This window comes from Streptomyces sp. NPDC005402, assembly GCF_040606575.1.
GTDB lineage: Bacteria > Actinomycetota > Actinomycetes > Streptomycetales > Streptomycetaceae > Streptomyces.
On the sequence record NZ_JBEXFB010000014.1, the window covers coordinates 34,734 to 52,299 of the forward strand.

At 70.8% G+C, this 17,566-nt stretch carries 17 protein-coding genes and 1 tRNA gene; 9 read left to right on the top strand and 9 right to left on the bottom strand.

What is annotated here, in order from left to right; genetic code table 11:
• Nucleotides 1-137 precede the first annotated feature (137 nt).
• The 5 genes from ABZT02_RS26110 to ABZT02_RS26130 form a co-directional block, all read right to left on the bottom strand.
• Nucleotides 138-695, bottom strand: coding sequence for a SigE family RNA polymerase sigma factor (locus tag ABZT02_RS26110; RefSeq protein WP_356021310.1), 558 nt, complete (start codon nt 693-695; stop codon nt 138-140).
• A 147-nt stretch (nt 696-842) separates the two neighbouring features.
• Entirely contained in the window at nt 843-2,009 is a 1,167-nt protein-coding gene (locus ABZT02_RS26115) for a lipid-transfer protein (RefSeq protein WP_356021312.1), read from the bottom strand.
• Nucleotides 2,006-2,395, bottom strand: a complete 390-nt coding sequence (locus ABZT02_RS26120) for a MaoC family dehydratase (RefSeq protein WP_356021314.1) — start codon at nt 2,393-2,395, stop codon at nt 2,006-2,008. Before ABZT02_RS26120 ends, ABZT02_RS26115 begins: the two co-directional genes overlap by 4 nt.
• On the bottom strand, nt 2,392-3,282 hold the full coding sequence (locus ABZT02_RS26125) for a bifunctional MaoC family dehydratase N-terminal/OB-fold nucleic acid binding domain-containing protein (RefSeq protein ID WP_356021662.1): 891 nt from the start codon (nt 3,280-3,282) through the stop codon (nt 2,392-2,394). Before ABZT02_RS26125 ends, ABZT02_RS26120 begins: the two co-directional genes overlap by 4 nt.
• 1,055 nt (nt 3,283-4,337) lie before the next feature.
• Nucleotides 4,338-4,652, bottom strand: a complete 315-nt coding sequence (locus ABZT02_RS26130) for a hypothetical protein (protein ID WP_356021316.1) — start codon at nt 4,650-4,652, stop codon at nt 4,338-4,340.
• A 353-nt stretch (nt 4,653-5,005) separates the two neighbouring features.
• Here ABZT02_RS26130 and ABZT02_RS26135 point away from each other — a divergent pair, with 353 nt between their 5' ends.
• From ABZT02_RS26135 to ABZT02_RS26150, 4 genes are all read left to right on the top strand, one after another.
• Nucleotides 5,006-5,878 (top strand): bifunctional DNA primase/polymerase, encoded by an 873-nt coding sequence (locus tag ABZT02_RS26135; protein ID WP_356021318.1) that lies wholly within the window; start codon nt 5,006-5,008, stop codon nt 5,876-5,878.
• Nucleotides 5,879-5,940: 62 nt separating this feature from the next.
• The gene (locus ABZT02_RS26140; protein WP_356021320.1) at nt 5,941-6,372 is read left to right on the top strand and encodes a hypothetical protein; all 432 of its coding nucleotides are present in this window, start codon (nt 5,941-5,943) and stop codon (nt 6,370-6,372) included.
• A gap of 270 nt (nt 6,373-6,642) precedes the next feature.
• Entirely contained in the window at nt 6,643-6,984 is a 342-nt protein-coding gene (locus ABZT02_RS26145; RefSeq protein ID WP_356021323.1) for a hypothetical protein, read from the top strand.
• A 374-nt stretch (nt 6,985-7,358) separates the two neighbouring features.
• A complete protein-coding gene (locus ABZT02_RS26150) occupies nt 7,359-7,589 on the top strand; it encodes a chaplin family protein (protein WP_356021325.1) in 231 nt (76 codons plus the stop codon).
• Between the two features lie 342 nt (nt 7,590-7,931).
• On the opposite strand, the gene ABZT02_RS26155 is transcribed toward ABZT02_RS26150, so the two are convergent.
• Together ABZT02_RS26155 and ABZT02_RS26160 are read right to left on the bottom strand one after the other, a co-directional pair.
• A tRNA-Ser gene (locus tag ABZT02_RS26155) sits at nt 7,932-8,016 on the bottom strand.
• Nucleotides 8,017-8,078: 62 nt separating this feature from the next.
• The gene (locus tag ABZT02_RS26160; protein ID WP_356021328.1) at nt 8,079-9,557 is read right to left on the bottom strand and encodes a trypsin-like peptidase domain-containing protein; all 1,479 of its coding nucleotides are present in this window, start codon (nt 9,555-9,557) and stop codon (nt 8,079-8,081) included.
• Between the two features lie 258 nt (nt 9,558-9,815).
• On the opposite strand from ABZT02_RS26160, the gene ABZT02_RS26165 reads away from it, so the two are divergent.
• The 3 genes from ABZT02_RS26165 to ABZT02_RS26175 all read left to right on the top strand — a co-directional run bounded on the left by ABZT02_RS26165 (nt 9,816) and on the right by ABZT02_RS26175 (nt 12,450).
• Nucleotides 9,816-10,643 carry a glycerophosphodiester phosphodiesterase gene (locus ABZT02_RS26165; protein ID WP_356021331.1) on the top strand — a complete coding sequence of 276 codons (828 nt, stop codon included), beginning with the start codon at nt 9,816-9,818 and terminating at the stop codon, nt 10,641-10,643.
• Nucleotides 10,644-10,701: 58 nt separating this feature from the next.
• Nucleotides 10,702-11,337 (top strand): ATP-binding protein, encoded by a 636-nt coding sequence (locus tag ABZT02_RS26170; RefSeq protein ID WP_356021334.1) that lies wholly within the window; start codon nt 10,702-10,704, stop codon nt 11,335-11,337.
• A 123-nt stretch (nt 11,338-11,460) separates the two neighbouring features.
• The gene (locus ABZT02_RS26175) at nt 11,461-12,450 is read left to right on the top strand and encodes a DUF5926 family protein (RefSeq protein WP_356021336.1); all 990 of its coding nucleotides are present in this window, start codon (nt 11,461-11,463) and stop codon (nt 12,448-12,450) included.
• 245 nt (nt 12,451-12,695) lie between these two features.
• Here ABZT02_RS26175 and ABZT02_RS26180 read toward each other — a convergent pair whose 3' ends face one another.
• Together ABZT02_RS26180 and ABZT02_RS26185 are read right to left on the bottom strand one after the other, a co-directional pair.
• Nucleotides 12,696-13,319 (bottom strand): hypothetical protein, encoded by a 624-nt coding sequence (locus tag ABZT02_RS26180; RefSeq protein ID WP_356021338.1) that lies wholly within the window; start codon nt 13,317-13,319, stop codon nt 12,696-12,698.
• Between the two features lie 55 nt (nt 13,320-13,374).
• A complete protein-coding gene (locus ABZT02_RS26185; protein ID WP_356021340.1) occupies nt 13,375-14,040 on the bottom strand; it encodes a bifunctional DNA primase/polymerase in 666 nt (221 codons plus the stop codon).
• Nucleotides 14,041-14,493: 453 nt separating this feature from the next.
• On the opposite strand from ABZT02_RS26185, the gene ABZT02_RS26190 reads away from it, so the two are divergent.
• Nucleotides 14,494-16,005, top strand: coding sequence for a PP2C family protein-serine/threonine phosphatase (locus tag ABZT02_RS26190; protein WP_356021343.1), 1,512 nt, complete (start codon nt 14,494-14,496; stop codon nt 16,003-16,005).
• Between the two features lie 83 nt (nt 16,006-16,088).
• Complete coding sequence (locus tag ABZT02_RS26195) at nt 16,089-17,555, top strand: aminopeptidase P family protein (RefSeq protein ID WP_356021345.1); 1,467 nt, start codon at nt 16,089-16,091, stop codon at nt 17,553-17,555.
• Nucleotides 17,556-17,566: the final 11 nt, after the last annotated feature.

A 17,566-nucleotide genomic window follows, 5' to 3' on the forward strand; every position in this document is an offset into this window, starting at 1 on the left:
CGATGCCCTCACAACGGCCGACCGTCACGAACGGTTCCCCCGTGGACGACCGACGCCACGAACAGTTCCCCCGAGGACGACCGACTGCCACGAACGGGCTCCCCAGTGGACGAGCACCAGCTCGGAGTAACGCTTCCCTACCGCGCGAGCACCAGCTCGGGATCCTCGCGGAGCTTGCCCAGCGCCCGGGACACCGCCGACTTCACGGTCCCGACGGAGACCTCGAGCACCTCGGCCGTCTGCACCTCGCTGAGGTCCTCGTAGTACCTGAGGACGACCATCGCCCGCTGCCGCGCCGGCAGCTTCATGATCGCCCGCCACATCGCGTCGTGCAGCGCCTGCTGCTCGGCGGGGTCGTCGTCGCCGGGCACGGGGTCGGGCTCGGGGATCTCGTCGGTCGCGAACTCGTCGACCTTGCGCTTGCGCCACTGCGAGGTACGTGTGTTCAGCAGGGCGCGGCGCACATAGCCGTCGAGGGCCCGGTGGTCCTCGATGCGCTCCCAGGCGACGTAGGTCTTGGTCAGGGCGGTCTGCAGCAGGTCCTCCGCGTCGCTCGGGTTCGCGGTCAGCGACCGGGCGGTACGCAGCAGCACCGGCTGGCGGGCCTTCACGTACGAGGCGAACGAGGGGTACGCGAGGGTCTGCGTCGCCGGGACGGCGGCCTTCGAAGCACTGGTGCAGACGGGTGTGGTCATGGGTCCACGCTAGATTCGCGACCACCCCCCGCTCATCGGCCACAGGTCCCGAAGAGGACTCCCCCTCAGGTTGTAGAGGTGGTGCTGACTGCACCTCCTGAAGGTGGACGAGGGGGGCACGTCTACTGCGGGTTTACCCCTGCGGGGTCACCCGTCCGCGGTGAGCACCAGCCCAGAGGTGGGAACTCCCGTCCCCGCCGTCACCAGCACGCGCCCCGCCCGCGGTATCTGGTTCACGGCCGTCCCCCGCAACTGGCGTACGGCTTCCGCGACGCCGTTCATACCGTGGAGGTAGGCCTCGCCCAGCTGGCCGCCGTGGGTGTTGAGGGGGAGCCGGGCCTCACGGACGAAGTCCGCCGCCTCTCCCTTGCCGCAGAAGCCGAACTCCTCCAGCTGCATCAGGACGAACGGGGTGAAGTGGTCGTACAGGATCGCCACGTCGACGTCCTGGGGGGTCAGACCCGAGGTCCGCCACAACTGGCGGGCGACGACGTTCATCTCGGGGAGGCCGGTGAGGTCGTCGCGGTAGAAGCTGGTCATCTGTTCCTGGGCACGGCCCGCGCCCTGGGCGGCGGCCGCGATGACGGCGGGCCGGTGGGGGAGGTCACGCGCGCGTGCGAGGGAGGTGACGACGATCGCCTGGCCGCCGTCGGTCTCCTGGCAGCAGTCCAGGAGTCGGAGCGGTTCGACGATCCAGCGGGAGGCCGCGTGGTCGGCGAGGGTGATGGGGCGGCCGTGGAACCAGGCGGCCGGGTTGGTGGCCGCGTACGCGCGGTCGGTCACCGCCACATGGCCGAAGGCCTCCGGGGTGAGGCCATGGGTGTGCAGATAGCGCTGGGCCGCCATCGCCACCCAGGAGGCCGGGGTGAGCAGGCCGAAGGGGAGGGACCAACCGAGGGCGGCTCCTTCGGCGGAGGGTTCGCGGTGCTGCACTCCCGAGCCGAATCTGCGCCCCGAGCGCTCGTTGAAGGCGCGGTAGCAGACCACGACCTCGGCCACGCCCGCCGCGATGGCGAGCGCCGCCTGCTGGACGGTCGCGCAGGCCGCGCCGCCGCCGTAGTGGACGCGGGAGAAGAAGGACAGCTCACCGATCCCGCAGGCCTGGGCGACGGTGATCTCCGGGCTGGTGTCCATGGTGAAGGTGACCATGCCGTCCACGTCGGCCGCCGTGAGCCCGGCGTCGTCGAGCGCCGCGCGGACCGCCTCTGCGGCCAGGCGCAGCTCGCTGCGGCCGGAGTCCTTGGAGAACTCCGTGGCCCCGATGCCGACGATCGCGGCCTGTCCGCCGAGCCGGTCACGCGCGCGTGTGCTCATTCGGCGTCCCCGAGGGAGAAGGTGACCGTCCCCGTCACGTGGTTGCCGATGCCGTTGGATCCGACGATCCGGACGGTCGCGGTGGCGCCTTCGACGGTCTCTACGGTCCCGTTCAACACCATGGTGTCGCCGGGGTAGTTGGGCGCGCCCAGCCTGATGGCCACCTTCTTCAGTACGGTCCGCGGTCCGAAGTGGTCGGTGATGTAGCGCCCCACCAGGCCGTTCGTCGTCAGGATGTTCATGAAGATGTCCGGGGAGCCCTTCTGCCGGGCCGACTCCGGGTCGTGGTGCACGTCCTGGTAGTCCCGGGAGGCGATCGCGCCCGCGACGATCAGCGTCCGGGTGACCGGGATCTCCAGGGGCGGCAGCTCGTCGCCCGCTCTCATACGGCGGCCTCCTCGGCGACGGCACGGAAGACGGGAAGGGTGAGATCACCGTCGTACGACCGGAAGACGAGCCGCACCGGCATCCCGATCCGCACCTTGTCGTACGGCGTCCCGACCACGTTGCTGATCATCCGCACGCCCTCGGCGAGTTCGACGAGCACGACGGCGTAGGGAGGGTCGAAGGCCGGGAAGGGCGGGTGGTGCATGACGACGTACGAGTACACGGTCCCCTCTCCGCTCGCCTCCACGGTGTCCCAGTCCGGGCCGCCGCAGTGGGCGCAGCCCGGCAGCCAGGGGAAGCGGAGGGTCGCGCAGGCCGTACAGCGCTGGATGAGGAGCCTGTGCTCTTCGACGCCCTCCCAGAAGCCGGCGTTGTCACGGTTGACGACGGGGCGGGGTCGGGGTGGGGCCTTCTTCGCTTGTACGGGCGCGTACTTGAGGATGCGGAATCGGTGGGTACCGACCAGCGTCCCGCCCACCCGGACATCGGTACGGGTCGTGACGAAGTGGCCGGTGCCGAGCCGGGTGGTCTTGCGGGCGGAGACCGACTCGATGACCGTGTCGAAGGTGACCTCGTCACCGGGGCGCAGCGGCCGCAGATACTCCTGCTCGCAGTCGGTGGCGACGACTGAGGTGCAGCCCGACGCGTCGAGGAGGGCGAGGAGTTCGTCGTACGCCTGGGCACGGCCGGTGTGCCCGGTGAGACCGCCCATCGTCCAGGCCTGGAGCATGGTGGGCGGGGCGACGGCGTCGGGGCCGGTGTAGGCGGGGTGGGCGTCACCCAGGGCCTCGCACCAGTGGCGGATCATGGGGAGGTTGACCGGGTCCTTGCCGGTGGCGGAGACGGCGGCGGGGTGCCCTTCGTAGCCCTTGAGGCGGGTCAGCAGGTCGTCCGCGGGGTGGCGGGCCTCCGGCCGGGGTGTTTGGTCATCTACGCCGGGGGCCTGCGACGGGGCGGCCGGAGCGCCTGGGGGGCGGGGTGGCGACGGGGTGGCTGGGTCGTCGGGATGGCGGGCCTTCGGCCGGGGCGTCAGGTCGTCCGCGCCGGGGACCTGCGAGCGGGCGGCCGAGGCGCCCGAGGGGCGGGGTGGCGACGGGGCTGCCGGGGTGGCGGGGCGGCGGGCCTCCGGCCGGGGCGTCACATCGTCCGCGCCGGGGACCTGCGACCGGGCGGCCGACGCACCCGGACGGCGGATCTCGGACCCGGGCCTCAGATCGCCCGAGTCGCGGATCTCTGACCCGGTCCTCAGGTCGCCCGCGCCGCGGATCTCCGGCCCGGACGCCGAGTCGACCGCCTCCGGGCCCTGGGGTCGCGCCGCCGGGGTGTCCGGGTGGTGGGGTGGCGACTGGGCTGGCGGGGCGCCCGGGTAGCGGGCCTCCGGCCGGGGTGTCAGGTCGTTCGCGTCGGGGGCCTGCGACCGGGCGGCCGAGGCATCCGGACGGCGGATCTCCGACCCGGGCCTCGGGCCGTCCGCATCGGAAACCTCCGACCCGGTCCTCAGGTCGCCCGCGCCGCGGATCTCCGGCCCGGACGCCGGGTGGACCGCCTCCGGGCCCTGGGGTCGCGCCGCCGGAGCGTCCGGGACGTCAAGGCCCTGCGGTCGTGCCGCCGGGGTGTCCGGATCGCGGGGTTCCGGCCGACCCGCCGCGTCGTCCGCACCGTAGGGCTTCGGCCTGGCCGCAGAGCCGTCCGGATCGTAGGCCGGAGATCGGGCCGGTAGGTCGTCCGGATCGTCGCCCATCACGGCAACCTCCTTGTCCACAAGATTTCCTGACTGTCCGTCAGATCCACTGCGGTGTCAAGGCCGACGCCACGCCCACGAAAGCGGCGTCCCGCGCACGCGAACACGCCTGCGCGGCGGCGCCGAAGCACCGCCGCGCGGACGTGTCCCACCCCATGAAGCCCCCCGCCCCCCAGCCAGGGCCGGTCAGCCCTCGCGGATCACCACCACAGTGGGGTGAAGTGGACGGACGTGTTGTTGTTGCCCTGGTTGACGGCCGTGAACGCGGAGCCGTTGACCTGTGCCGCGTTGCTCTGGTTCGACGCCCCGGAGCCGACGGCGTTCTGCTGTGTGGTGGACGAGTTGCCGTTGTTGTCGTGTCCGACACCGCTGCCCACGACGCTCGCGACACCCGCGTTCGATCCGTCATCCGCGAAGCCGCCGTTGTCCGCCGCCGCGATGCCGGTGAAGAGTGCGGCGGCGAGCGGGAGGGCGGAGACGGCGGCGATGACGCGGGCGGTACGGATGCTTGCCATGGTGTTTCCTCCAGAACCCGGCCTGTTGCCGGTAGCCGTAGTACGTCAAGTGAGGCTTCTTCCAGGGCAGTTGGCCGACCACCCCGGTGCTGTGCACGACGTCGCGCAACCAGAGTTGCCCACCGAATCCCCGGCGAGCCAGAGCGGAAGCGGTTATTCCCCCTGAAGCGTGAGGGCAAGTCGATAAACCCCTTTCGTGACTTCAGCTATCAAGTCGGGGCGATACGGACTCTTGCTCATCAAGCGCGACAACAGGCGAAGCGTTCCCGCACCTTTCCGGCCAATCCCACGACCTCGGCGCGCCACACCCGCCACCCCTTCCCTTTTTCGAACATGCGTACGAACATGGAGTCATGGCCACCACAGACCGGCAGGCCACGACGCTGGCCCTCGCACACGCCCTGTCAGCCGCCGAACGCGGACTGGCCGTCATCCCCCTGTCCCGCACCAAGCTCCCCGCCCTGCGCTCCCCCCACCGCGACGACGACTCCCTGGCCACCCGCTGCCACGGCGAGTGCGGCACGTTCGGCCACGGGGTCTACGACGCCTCGACCGACCCCGCCCGCATCCGCGAGCTCTTCGCGGCCGCCCCCTGGGCCACGGGTTACGGCATCGCGTGCGGCCTGCCGCCCCACCATCTGATCGGCGTCGACCTGGACACCAAGTCGGGCACGGACTCCTCGGCGGCCCTGCGCGAACTGGCCCTGCGGCACCTGTTCACGATCCCCGACACGGTCGTCGTCCTGACCCCGAGCGGCGGCCGCCACCTCTGGCTGACCGGCCCACCCGACGCCGCCGTCCCCAACTCGGCCGGTCGACTGGCCCCCGGCATCGACATCCGCGGCGCCGGCGGCTACCTCGTCGGCCCCGGCTCCCGCACCGACCACGGCACCTACTCGACGGCCCCGGGCACCGCCCACCTCGCCCCCGCGGTCTGCCCGCCGGCCCTGCTCCGCCTGCTCCTGCCGCCACCACGCCCCACCCACCCCGCGACCCACCCCTCGGCCGGCGACCAGGGCCAGGGCCTGGTCCAGTTCGTCCTTGCCGCCCACGACGGGCAGCGCAACACCCGCCTCTTCTGGGCAGCCTGCCGCGCCTACGAGAACGGCATCGGCCCGGCACTGGTCGCGCCCCTGGTGGACGCGGCCCTCAACACGGGCCTCACGGAGCGCGAGGCCCGGGCGACGATCGCGTCGGCGGCGCGGATGACGGGCCGCCGGCCATAGAAAACAGCCCAACGGAACCACCAGCACCACCAGAACCACGGGAGCGCCACAGAGTGCCGATCATGACCCTGTCCCGGCTCGTCCTGACCTCCGGCCGCAGGGTCGACCTCGGGGAGCTGCGCCTTACGTCGACGTACGGCGGGATGCTGGACGGCTACCCGTGCAGACCGGTCAACGAGCTGAGGATCAAAGACCTGCTGCGATCGGCCCGACACGACTACCCGACCGCCCCCGTGCACCTGCTACCGCCCCCGCACGAGTACCCGGAGCACTACCCGGGCGCCTTCGGCCCCGTCGAGATGCTGCCGGCGGTGGCCTGCGTCGGCGTCTTCCGCTCCACGGCCCTGACCCCGTCCCGCGATCCCATCCTCTACGGCAGCCACCTCACGATCATCTGGTTCCAGCCCCACGCGCGCGTGCCGTCGGAATGCGACGCGCAGGAGGGGCTGCGGGAGATCGCCTGGGAGCAACTGGCGCGGGACTACGAGCTGTAGACCGCGAAGACACGTTTCCCGCGGAAGGGCGGTCGTGCCAGGGTCACCCGGTGACCGATGCACGACGCGAACTGGTGCGCCGGCAATTCGACCTGACATGGGCGCTGTTCGAGTAAACACCGCCCGGCGCAAGCACATGGTGCTGAGCAACGTGCTCCGCTACACGGTCGAGGAGCAGGGGCTGCTCGCGGCGACTCCCCTGCCCCGTGTGGACTGGACTCCCCCCGAAACTGATGACGAGATCGACTTCCGATACGTGCCGGCCCCGACGTGGCGCGGGCCCTGCTCGGTGCCGTCCGCGACTCCGGCGCCCGCGGCCAGCACCTGCATGCGTTCTTCGGATGCCTCTACTACGCGGCTATGCGGTCTGGGGAGATCATCGCGCTCAAGGAGTCGAACTGCATCAAATCGGGGGTGGATCCCGAGGAGGTCGCCGCACGCGCCGGCCACAGCATTGCCGTGCTGTACCGGTTCTACGCGAAGATCCTCAAGGGCGGCCAGCAGCAGTCCGACCGCCTGATTGCCCGCGCTGGACGAGGGGTGACCAGCCCGTGGCGGCCGGACGGAGTGACAACCCTCAGCCGATCGTCGAGTAGACCCCTTTTATCCTGATTCATCGGGTCGTATCGTCGAAGTAGGGGTCGAACCACCCTCCCGCCCCGCATCCTCAAGGGCGGTATCGCCAACCAAGTGGCGGTGAGTTCGCTTCGTGGCGCGAAGCGAGCGGTTCGTCTCTCCTGAGATGGGAGGGCGAATCAAAGAGGAGAAATGCGTTGCAAACGAAATAACCGCGCTAATCGTGGCGTATGCAATGCCTGTCGCGTTGCTGATAGCAGCCAAACTCGTTAGCCAATCTTGGGCTCCGATGGTGACAGGGACGTGCGGAGGCAGCGCGGGAAGAAGCGGCGCCGGTAGCGCAAAGCTGTGAGCTCGCCGCCACGCTCAACCAGTGGGCGGGTAGTCAACTAACCCCGCAGGAGGGCAACATGAAGCTCAAGCGCATGGCCGCGGTCGCAGGCGTGAGCGGTCTACTGGCGTTCGGCGGACTCGCCGCGACCGGCGGGACTGCGGAAGCCGCTACGAACGTCTGCGGCAACTCCGTGAACATCGGCAGCAGCGGTAACCCGGCCCATGGTCAGACCTGCGTCAACGGTCAGGTCAAGGGCAACACGGGCAACGTCAGCATCACGACGTGGCTCTCGCAATTCCACTTCTGATGGGCGCGTCATAGGATCGGACACCGACGCCAAATGGCCGAGTGGCTAAGGAGCGGGAAAGCCGGAGAGTTCGACGGCCCCGCACGAGGCGAATAGGCTCGTCTCGCCAGGCGCTCTCCAGAGGACGGCACACGACAGACGCTCGTCAGCCCGTCACGTCGTTGAACACAGGAAACAGTTCTTCATGCCGGGCATGAGCCTGATCCTGGCCCGCAGATGGCCCATACGCACTGGTCAAAGGGTGAGATACGGGCGAGCCAGGGCGAGACAGGGTGTATGCAGAAGGGTGCCGCTCCGGAGAGTGGCACCCTTTACTGACCTGCAAGCTTCTGACCTGCGAAGCGGTGGGTGTGGGATTTGAACCCACGGTGACTCGCGCCACGACGGTTTTCAAGACCGTTCCCTTAGGCCGCTCGGGCAACCCACCCCGCGCCGCCGGTGACCGTGGCGCGGGGACCAGAGTAACGGGTCAGGACGGGGGCGTGGGGGTCAGCTGTCGCCGGTGCGGGAGCCCAGGGTGAGATCGACCGTGTGGGTCTTGCCGTCGCGCTCGTAGGTGATCTTGACCTTGTCGCCGGGCTGGTGGGTCCAGATCTCGCCGATCAGGGTGGGGCCGGAGTCGATGACGTGGTCGTCCAGCTTGGTGATGACGTCGCCGGGCTTGAGGCCGGCCTTGGCGGCGGGGCCGCCCGCCTCGACCGGAGCGGAGCCGGCGGCGCCCTCGGGGGTGATCTTCGCGCCGCCCGTGGAGTCGTCCAGGGAGACGGACGCGCCGATCTTGGCGTAGACCGGCTTGCCGGTCTTGATCAGCTGCTGGGCGACGTACTTGGCCTGGTTGATCGGGATGGCGAAGCCGAGGCCGATCGAGCCGGACTGGCTGGTGCCGCCGAGGCCGCCGCTGCTGGTGGATTGGATCGCGGAGTTGATGCCGATCACATTGCCCTGCGCGTCGAGGAGAGGGCCTCCCGAGTTGCCCGGGTTGATCGACGCGTCCGTCTGCAGCGCGCTCATGTAGGAGGCGTTGCTGCCGCTGCCGTCGCTCGACGCCACCGGGCGGTTCTTCGCGCTGATGATGCCCGTCGTGACGGTGTTCGACAGGCCGAAGGGGGCGCCGATCGCGATCGTGGAGTCGCCGACCGCCACCTGGTCGGAGTTGCCGAGGGTGAGCGGCTTGAGGTCGCTCGGCGCGTTCTTGAGCTTGATGACCGCCACGTCGTAGCCCTGCGCGTGGCCGACCACCTCGGCGTCGTACTTCTTGCCGCTCGGGAAGGTGGCGGTCAGCTTGCCGCCGTCGACCGCCTCGGCGACCACGTGGTTGTTGGTGACGATGTGGCCCTGGGCGTCGAAGACGAAGCCGGTTCCGGTGCCGCCCTCGCCGCTGGTGGACTCGGCCTCGATGGTGACCGTGCTGGGCAGGGCCCTCTGCGCCACGCCCGCGACGGTGCCGGCGTCACGCTTGACGCTGCCGCCGCTGTCGGAGGCGGAGAGGGTGGTCGAGGAGCCGTTGTCGTTGTTCTTCGCCAGGGTGTAGCCGAGACCACCGCCGAGGCCGCCGGCGACCAGCGCGGCCACCAGGATCGCGGCGACGAGGCCGCCGCGGCCGTTCTTCGGCTTCGGCGCGGGCTGCTGGTAGCCCGCGCCCCAGACACCCGTCGTACCGGCGCCGCCCGCACCGCCGTCGGCGTACGACGGGGTGCCCGGAACCTGCGGAGCCTGCGGCGGCGGCCAGGCGCCCTCCGGACCGCCCGCGCCGGCGTGCTGCTGCCCCTGCGCCGAGGCATACGCCGGAGCCGGTCCCGCGTGTACGAGTTCCGGGCCCTGGGCGCCACCGGAGGGGTGCGGCGGGATCGGGGTGGTGGGGGCGCCCGCGTCGGGGGCCTGAGGTGCCGAAGCCGCGGGAGCGTCCACCGGCACGGGAGGTGCAGACGGGGCCGGGGGTACCGCGGTGCCCTCGTTCTCGGTGCTCACAGCTTCTCTCCTAGGTCCACGGCTGTCGGTTGTCGGTCGCACAAGGTCACGCTCGGCCGGTGCCGCTTTCGTGCCGGCGTGCGTCAGCTGTGCATGTCCTTTTGTATGCCGTCAGCTTTTCCCACGGGCCGTCAGGGCACCATAAGCGGTGCCTGTGGGTCCGTGGCTGCTCTTTATATAGGTCATGTAAGACAAATGAGGCGCAATCCATATGCCTCCGTTCGCACACGTACCCCCGAGCGGTGGCACCATGACGCGGTGACCCACGCACGGCAGCAGCTGACTCAAGTCGTCGCCCATCGCGGAGCCTCGGAAGACGCTCCCGAGCACACTCTCGCCGCGTACCGGAAGGCGATCGAGGACGGCGCGGACGCCCTCGAATGCGATGTCCGCCTCACGGCCGACGGTCATCTGGTGTGCGTCCACGACCGCCGGGTCAACCGTACGTCCAACGGGCGCGGGGCGGTCTCCGCTTTGGAGCTCGCCGACCTCGCCGCCCTGGACTTCGGCTCGCGCAGGACGCGGGAGTTCTGGCGCACCCGCGACGAGGAACCGGACTGGGTGTACCGGCCCGAGGACCGGGAGGACACCTCCGTCCTCACCCTGGAGAGGCTGCTCGAACTCGTCTCCGACGCGGGGCGGCGGGTGGAGATGGCCATCGAGACCAAGCACCCGACGCGCTGGGCGGGCCAGGTCGAGGAGCGGCTGCTGCTGCTCCTGAAGCGGTTCGGCCTGGACACCCCCGCCTCGGCCGCCGAGTCCCCGATCAGGGTCATGAGTTTCTCGGCCCGGTCGCTGCATCGCGTGCGTGCCGCCTCGCCGACCCTGCCGACGGTCTATCTGCTCCAGTTCGTCTCGCCCCGGCTGCGGGACGGCCGGCTGCCCGCGGGGGTGCGGATCGCGGGCCCTTCGATGCGGATCGTGCGCAACCACCCCGGCTACATCGAGCGCCTGAAGCGGGCGGGCCACCAGGTGCACGTGTGGACCGTGAACGAACCCGAGGACGTGGACCTCTGCGTCGAGCTGGGCGTCGACGCCATCATCACCAACCGCCCGCGCGCGGTGCTCGACCGACTGGGCCGCTGACGTCCCCTGCGTCACAGGGTGTGCCCCGGCGCGTTCGGTGCGTGTTCGAGCGCGACGAATGCGTCGGCGGAATGTGACTGGCCGGTTTCCGGTACAGGCCAATGGGGCATCCACACCGTGGCGTGGGGCGAAGGAGGTCTCGGGGGTGGCGTTGGTGGTGGCACAGGAGGTGCCCACGTCGTCGAGCATGGCCGTACCCCATGGCCCTGCGGGCGTGGGGGAAGCGAGACACCGTATGCGCGTGCAGTTGCGCAGGGGTGGCGTGGCGGAATCGGTCATCGACGACGCCGTACTGATCCTTTCCGAACTCTTGAGCAACGCGTGCAAACACGGCCGGCCACTGGGCGACGCCCTGGCCGGGGACGGTGACGTCCGTGCCGCCTGGCGGGTGGACGCGGGCGGCAGGCTCACGGTCGAGGTGACGGACGGCGGTGGGCCCACCCGCCCGGCTCCGGCCACGCCCTCGGTCACCGCGCACGGCGGCCGTGGGCTCAACATCATCACCGCGCTGGCCGACGACTGGGGTGTCAGGGACGACGCCCGGGGCGAGGTCACGGTCTGGGTGATCGTCCACGCGGACGTTCACGATCCGGACGCCGGCCGCCGCCGCGACGACTTCGCGACGCGTGTCGTGGCCCCGTCGGTCGCGATACCCGACCTGGACTTCTCGGACGCGTTCGACGATCTCGGCTGAGGCGACCTGGACCGCATCCGTGCGGGACACCGCGATGGGTTGTCCACAGGCTCCCGTCGGCCAAGTCGCGAGCGGCTAGGCTCGCGCCCGTACGAGACGAGCCGTAACCGGGAGACAGCCACGATGGCCAAGAAGCGACCGCAGACGAAGGCCAAGCGCCCGCAGCACACGGATGGTGCCCGCGCCGTAGGCGCTGATGGTCGGATTCCGGTCGTCGGTGCCCGCGAACCCTGCCCGTGCGGAAGCGGCCGCCGCTACAAGGCCTGCCACGGCCGGGCCGCAGCGCAGGCCGCGACCGAGCTGGTGCACCGCCCGTTCGAGGGCCTCGCGGGCGAGGGCGACTGGGTGGCGCTGCGCGAGCTGGTCCCCGCGGCCACGGTCGAGCTGACCCTCAAGAGCGGTCTCCCCGAGGGTGTCCCGTCGGTCACGCTGGCCACGGTCCTGCCGATGGCCTGGCCCGCCCTGCGCCGCGACGACGGCTCGGTACTGCTCGGCCTGCAGAACGACACGGCGTCGGGCGACATCAGCCGCGATCTCGCCGACACCCTGCAGCGCGCGCTCACGGCGGCTCCGGGCACCCCGGTCGAGGGCCGGCGCGCTCCCGCCGACGGTCCGCGGCTGCAGGATCTGCTCGATCCCGAAGGCGCGTTCGAGCCAGTTGTGCACGAGGGCTTCGAGTTCTGGGTGCCGGACGCGGAGAACGCCACGCCGGAGGTGACCGCCTCCCTGGAGCGGGCCAACGCCGCGGCCATCCCGACCGTCCGGCTGACCGGTGTCGACGCCGCCTACTGGTGCGAGACGCCGGACAAGAACCACCTGCGCTGGGTGATGCCGCACCCCGAGGAGCAACTTCTGGACGCGCTCGCGCGACTGCACGCGGTGGGGAGGTCGAGCCTCGGCGAGGGCACCCGGCTCGTCGGTTCCTTCCGCGCCCACGGCCTCACCGTGCCGGTCTGGGACCTGCCGAGCGGGGTCACCGCGGAGGACGTCGAGAAGCCGGCGGCCGAGTTCGCCGAGCGGCTCGCGGGCGCTCTGGCCACGGACGCACCGCTGACCGCCGACGAACGCCGTGCCCGTGGCGGCCTCACCAACCGCCAGGTCACGCTGAGTTGACGAAACCGGTGCGGCTGACCGACCGGTCAGCCGCACCGATCCTTCACGGAACCACCGGCTCCGCCCACAACTCCCCCCAGGAGAAGGAGAATCGGTGTCCGAATAAGCCAGGGAACGGCACGGTCGAATTTGCGAACGGCCGATCTCTTGTTACGGTTCCATTAGCCCGGTTGCTGGTGCATCCCCCGTCGCCAGCAACCGGGTCTTTCTGTGCCCGGGGCAGCTTTACGGAACGCCGCCGAGCGTCAACTGCCCACCGTTTCCCCGGAGTTGCTCCCGACCCGCAGCAGCAGTGGTCCGCTGCCCCGCCGGGCGAACTCCGCGACCGCCGTGTAGTCGGCCGGCGCCGCCTGGGTGGGCTCCCGGGGCGTCTCACAGCTGTCCGGCTCGTCCCCGGCGCCCACCGCGCAGTGCAGCTGCACCGTACGTCCGCCGGGTTCCATGAAGCTGAGCGCGGCGTCCAGCGCGGCGCCGGTCGCGTTGCGGTAGTAGGTCCGCGCCCAGGTCTCCTCGCCCTGCGTGAGCACACAGGTCTGTGCCTCGACGCCGTCGGGGGAGGTCAGTTCGGGACCGCAGCGCGCGGCGGTGGCCAGGCCCACGCCGAGCAGCAGGGGAGAGCGGCCGGAGGCGGCGAGGGGCGCCTTGTAGTCATCGGCCGCGGACGGCCGTACGGCAGAAGACCCTGCGGAAGGACGTACAGCAGAAGACGCCGCGGAAGGGCGTACAGCGGAAGGCGGTCCGGGAACACGCACGAGATCGCGTACGACCGTACGGCCTCGGTCGCCCACCTGTCCCGCGGAGGCCACGGCCAGGGGCAGCGCGACCGCGCACACCACGGCACCCGACAGGGCAAGCAGACGAAGGTTCATGAAGCGGACGATAACGACCGGGCGCGGGCACCTGGCCCGCCCGCGCCCGACACCCTTACAACTCGGGCGCGCTCACACCCGTACGAGTGAGGGCCTCGACCACGGCGTCCACCACGGCCTCGACGTCGGGGACCCAGGGGGAGGCGGAGCCGGGAAGCGGAGCCCGCTCCCAGGTGATGTCACCGTGCCCGGTCTCGGACGGGGGCAGGGCGAGATAGCCGCCCTCGCCGTGGAAGCGGAGGGAGCCGGGGACGTGGTCCTGGGCGTACAGCAGTTCGCCCAGCTGCTCCAGGGAGTACGGCTTCACGAGGATCGCCCAGCGGGTCGGCGAGGCGACCACCGGGCCGAGGCGCATGCCCTCGCGGTCGAGCGCGGCCAGGGCGCGGGCGGCCGGGAGGGCCGGCAGGCTGACCGCGCAGGGGGCGCTGCCGCCGGTGGCCAGGATGATCGGCGCGGCCGGGCGGTTGGTCCACCACCAGCGCACCATGCGCTCGTCCGTGGTGGCCGCGAGCAGGCCCGGGTCGAAGGGATGGGCGCCGGGGACCGTGCACTCCGGGTCGGGGCATCCGCAACGCGCCCGGCCCTCCGGGTCCGGTGCCACACCCGGGAGTACGGGCCACTGCCATTCCGTCGCGAAGGTCAGGGCCGCGCTGAACAATTCAGGCCTTCCGTCGCTGCGCTGGGACAGGAGCCTGCGTCGCCTTCCGAGGATCTCGCGCATGAGCGCTCGTTCCTTTCCGTTGCACCGCTGGCAACACCGTGGACCACATCACACCATGTGTCGATCACTTCACTGTGCGTACCTGTTGGCGCATCACACCCTTGTCCGAGACAAGGGGAACCCCATACTGCGTCTATCAAAAACGTGGGCGTGGCGGGGGGTGGCGAAGTCTGGCGTTTTGCCGTCCCGCGTATTTCTCTCCGCCTCCGCCACGGGAGGATGGGGCTCGATCGTCGGTGGCTAAGACGCCCGGGTCGGTCGCCAGGTTCCGGGTGACAGTCCAACCACCCCTGGTCCTTACCGAGTACGTACCCATCACGACCGTTGTGACGCTCTGTGGAGCAAGGCCAGTCGACCTCAATACACCTTAACCCGAGGCAGTTTTTAGCCAACTTTGCCCACCAGCCCACCCTCCACCCGTTACCCACGGACACCAGGAATCCCGGCAGGACAATGCTGGACATCCCCTCACGAGTGCGTGTACATGTGGAGACACTGCTAGCGGCGCAGAATGACATGGGGGTTTGCGATGCTTTTGAGCAATACGCACCGGTCGGAAAGCCGGACGCCATGAACGCCCCTCACCCTCCGAAAGTGGCTGGAATCGATTCAACGGTTCCCGCACCCGCACACACTGTCGCGCCCGCGCCTGCCGCCCCGGGCGCCTCTTCGGTCCCCGCGCCGAACGCACCCGGCGCCCTGCTCCAGGACCGGCTCGCCGGCTGGGTCTCCGACCTGACCACCCTGCACGAACTCACCGAACGCCTCGCCCGCACGGACGCGCTGTCCGAGGCCCTCCAGGAACTCCTGCACGCCGGAGCCGCCCTCGTGGGAGCCCGGCGCGGACTCGTCGTCCTCGAACCGGACGACCGTCTCGGCCCCGACACCACCATCGGCCTCGGACTGGCCCGCGCCGACCTCGGGCACATCGAGACCGTGCCGCGCAGCGCCATGTCGTACGGCCGCATTCTCGACGGTCTGCCGGGCGGCGACGGCGAGATCGCCCAGCCCGACCTGCTCGCCGAGGACGGCCTGGACCCGCGCCACCGCGAGGTGGCCGCCCGCCTCGGTTACGCGGCCTGCTACGCCCTCCCTCTGTCCAGCGACGACGCCGGCCGCCTCGGTGCCGCCGTGTGGCTCTACGACGAGCCCGCCGAACCGTCCGAGCGCCAGCGCCACCTCGTCGGTCTGTACGTCCGCTACGCCACCGAGCACCTGGCCCGGCTCATCGAGGTCGAGCGCACCCGCGCGTGCCTGGCGACGATGGCCGAGGAGCTGCTGCCGTCCCGGCTCCCCCGCGTCGCCGGCGTCCGGCTCGCCGCCCGGCACCGCACCGGCCCGCGCGGCGGCGGTGACTGGTACGACGCGCTGCCGCTGCCGGACGGGGCGCTGGGCCTGGCGGTCGGTTCGGTGACCGGCAGCGGCCCGAGCGCGATCGCGGCGATGGGCCGCCTCAGAGCCTCCCTGAGGGCGTACGCCGTGATGGAGGGCGAGGACCCGGTCGCGGTCCTGTCCGACCTGGAGCTGCTGCTCCGGCTGACCGAGCCGGCCCGTTCCGCCACCGCCCTGTTCGCCTTCTGCGAGCCCGCGCTGCGCAAGATCACGCTGGCCGGTGCCGGGCACTGCCCGCCGCTGCTGATCGGCGAGCGGCGCACCGAGTTCGTGGAGACGTCCGTGTCCGCGCCGCTCGGCATGCTCGCCTGCTGGGAGGCGCCGAGCGTGGAGCTGAGCGCCGAGCCGGGAGAGACGGTTCTGCTGTACACCGACGGGCTGCTGCACCGCACCGGCGACCCCACCGACCGTGCCTTCGCGCGCCTGCACGCGGCGGCGGCCGGGGTGCCGAAGGCGCTGCGCGGTGACCCCGGCGCCGTCGCCGACCACGTGCTGCGGACCGTGCTGCCGGACGCGCTGGGTGAGGCGGACTCCGAGGAGGATGTCGTACTACTGGCCGCTCACTTCGAGTAGCACGCGGTAACAGGTCTTTCGGCCCTGGGCCCCCTTCCGTACGACCGTACGATGGACGGGGTCCAGTGCCGTTTCGTAGGAGGATGACCGTGGCCGAAGAGCTCACCCCGGCGACCCCGGAAGATGAGTCCGAAGAGCCGATCAAGAAGCGGAAGAACGGTTTGTACCCGGGCGTCTCCGACGAGCTGGCCGAGAGCATGAAGTCCGGCTGGGCCGACACCGAGCTGCACGATCTGCAGCCGATCGCGCAGGCCGCCGAGACCGCGGCCCGCCGCGCGGCGCTCTCCGCGCGCTTCCCCGGCGAGCGCCTGGTGATTCCCGCGGGCAACCTGAAGACCCGCTCCAACGACACCGAGTACCCCTTCCGGGCCTCCGTCGAGTACGCGTACCTCACCGGCAACCAGACCGAGGACGGCGTACTCGTCCTGGAGCCCGTGCCGGACGGTCACACCGCCACGCTGTACCTGCTGCCGCGTTCCGACCGCGAGAACGGTGAGTTCTGGCTGTCGGGGCAGGGTGAGCTGTGGGTCGGGCGGCGGCACTCGCTGTCCGAGTCCGAGAAGCTGTACGGCGTCCCCGTCTCCGACGTGCGTGAGCTGGCGGACGCGCTGCGCGAGGCCACCGGTCCGGTGCGGGTCGTACGGGGCTACGACGCCGGCATCGAGGCCGCGCTGAACGACAAGGTCACCTTCGAGCGGGACGAGGAGCTGCGGGTCTTCCTGTCCGAGGCACGGCTCGTCAAGGACGAGTTCGAGATCGGGGAGCTCCAGAAGGCCGTCGACTCGACGGTGCGGGGCTTCGAGGACGTGGTGAAGGTCCTCGACAAGGCCGAGGCCACCTCCGAGCGGTACATCGAGGGCACCTTCTTCCTCCGCGCGCGCGTCGAGGGCAACGACGTCGGCTACGGCACGATCGCCGCGGCGGGACCGCACGCGTGCACGCTGCACTGGGTACGCAACGACGGGGCCGTGCGGTCGGGTGATCTGCTGCTCCTCGACGCCGGTGTCGAGACGCACACGTACTACACCGCCGACGTCACGCGGACGCTGCCGATCAACGGCCGCTTCAGCGAGATCCAGAAGAAGATCTACGACGCCGTGTACGACGCCCAGGAGGCCGGGATCGCGGCCGTGCAGCCGGGTGCCAAGTACCGGGACTTCCATGACGCGGCCCAGCGGGTGCTGGCCGAGCGGATCGTGGAGTGGGGGCTGGTCGAGGGGCCGGTGGAGCGGGTGCTGGAGCTGGGGCTCCAGCGGCGGTGGACACTGCACGGGACCGGGCACATGCTGGGCATGGACGTCCACGACTGTGCCGCCGCGCGGGTGGAGTCGTATGTGGACGGGGTCCTGGAGGCGGGGATGGTGCTGACCGTCGAGCCCGGGCTGTACTTCCAGGCCGACGATCTGACCGTGCCCGAGGAGTACCGGGGTATCGGGGTGCGGATCGAGGACGACATCCTGGTGACGGCTGACGGGAACCGGAATCTGTCGGACGGGCTTCCCCGGCGGTCCGACGAGGTCGAGGCGTGGATGGCCGGCCTCAAGGGCTGAGTCACCGGTCG